Source organism: Streptomyces sp. NPDC059456, from assembly GCF_042750055.1.
Lineage (GTDB): Bacteria > Actinomycetota > Actinomycetes > Streptomycetales > Streptomycetaceae > Streptomyces.
Map to the genome: position 1 here is coordinate 1 of NZ_JBHYVA010001070.1, position 1660 is coordinate 1660.

General features: G+C 73.9%; 2 protein-coding genes and 1 pseudogene. 2 read left to right on the plus strand and 1 reads right to left on the minus strand.

Annotation, left to right across the window (positions count from 1 at the left end):
• Together ACFXA3_RS42225 and ACFXA3_RS42230 are read left to right on the plus strand one after the other, a co-directional pair.
• A pseudogene (locus tag ACFXA3_RS42225) lies at positions 1-228 on the plus strand (hypothetical protein); the annotation flags it as partial.
• A gap of 124 nt (positions 229-352) precedes the next feature.
• Positions 353-1282: a polysaccharide deacetylase family protein gene (locus ACFXA3_RS42230; protein ID WP_385196788.1), complete on the plus strand. Its 930-nt coding sequence runs from the start codon at positions 353-355 to the stop codon at positions 1280-1282.
• A gap of 24 nt (positions 1283-1306) precedes the next feature.
• Here ACFXA3_RS42230 and ACFXA3_RS42235 read toward each other — a convergent pair whose 3' ends face one another.
• Positions 1307-1528 (minus strand): hypothetical protein, encoded by a 222-nt coding sequence (locus ACFXA3_RS42235; protein WP_385196791.1) that lies wholly within the window; start codon positions 1526-1528, stop codon positions 1307-1309.
• Between the last annotated feature and the right edge of the window lie 132 nt (positions 1529-1660).

The window sequence follows — 1660 nt, forward strand, 5'->3', positions numbered from 1 at the left end:
GCCGTGGACCCGTACCGCGGGACCGTCTGCGAGACCGAGGGTGCGTTCGTCGAGCCCTTCGGGCCCTTCTACCGGTTCCTGCCGGTGCGCCCCCTCGGCGGCCCCGGGTCGCTGCGCGCCGGCGGCGTCCGCTTCGTCTCCGGTTACGCCCGCACCGCCGAGGGTGCGGCCGCCGACCACCACGGCCAGGTCTGGTTCCACGACCCGCGGCGCTCCACGGTCCGCCTCGACGGGCCCCTGGCACTGACCCCACCGCCGTTGCCGCGCGGGGCGGGTGGGGCGGGCGGGGGATTCCCGGGCCGACCCCGTGCCGCTGCGATCCCATTTACAGATGGTCATATATTTTGCATCCGTGACCCTTTCTGTGCGCAATGTGGCGGTCGCGGCCGCCCTCAGTGCCGCTCTCTGCACCGCCCTCGCGGGATGCGGTGGCAACAGCGGCACCTCCGGATCCGGTTCCGGTTCCGGCAGCCAGGCCCGTATGGGCACCCCGGGGGCCTCCGCACCGGCGTCCTCCGCCGCCTCCCCCACCGCGCCGCAGGCGGCCGGCTCCGCCCCGGCCGCGGCCCCGCCGCCGGGCAAGGCCCCGACCCTGGCCCCCGGGCCGAACGGCCTGACCCCGGTGTTCGAGCGGACGAAGCAGCAGACCGACAAGGTCGTCGCCCTGACCTTCGACGCCGACATGACCTCCGACCAGGGGCCGCGCGCCGCGAGCGGGGAGCACTTCGACAACCCCCAGCTGATCGCGACCCTGCGGGGGCTCAAGGTGCCATCGACGATCTTCATGACGGGCCGCTGGGCCGAGGAGTACCCGGACCAGGCCAAATCCATCGGCACCGACCCGAACTTCGAGATCGCGAACCACTCGTACAGCCACCACGCCTTCAAGTCGCCCTGCTACGGGCTCCCCACGCTCGACGGCGCCGCGGCCCGGGCCGACGTGGACCGGGCCTTCGCCGCCTTCCGCACGGCCGGCGCGCTCAACACCGTCCCGTACTTCCGCTTCCCCGGCGGCTGCTACGACGACCAGGCGCTGCGGGCGGTGTCCTCGGCCAAGGTCACTCCGGTCCAGTGGGACGTGGTCAGCGGGGACGCCTTCGCCAAGGACCCGGACGCGGTGGCCGAGCAGGTCCTCACCGGTGTGAAGCCCGGCTCGGTGGTGGTCATGCACTGCACGCGCAGCGCCGCCCCGGTCACCGAGGAGGCCGTCCGGAAGATCGTCCCGGAGCTGCGCAAGCGCGGCTACCGCTTCGCGAAGGTCTCCGAGCTCATCGGCAAGTAGACCCCCGGGAAGGAGCCGGGGGCCTCAGCCGGAGCAGGCGGAGCGCTGTGCGTCCTGCCATTCGCAGACCGGGCACAGCACCACGCCCGGGGTGGCGACCCCGTACTCGGTGGGCCTGCCGCACTCCAGGCAGTCGGCGTACGGCGGCCCGGCCACCCGCGCGGCCGGGGCCGCCGGGGCGGCGCAGTACGAGCCGTCACCGGCAGCACGTTCGGCTTCGCGGTCCGTTTCCACCCTGTCCACCATGTCCACGAGCGTACTCAGCCGCGGCGCGCGCTGACGAGACAGGCCACCGCGCCCGCCCCGCAGGCCAGCACCAGCGCGCCTGCGAACGACCCCAGCGGCAGCGTCACGACGTGTGCCCGGGAACCCTCCACC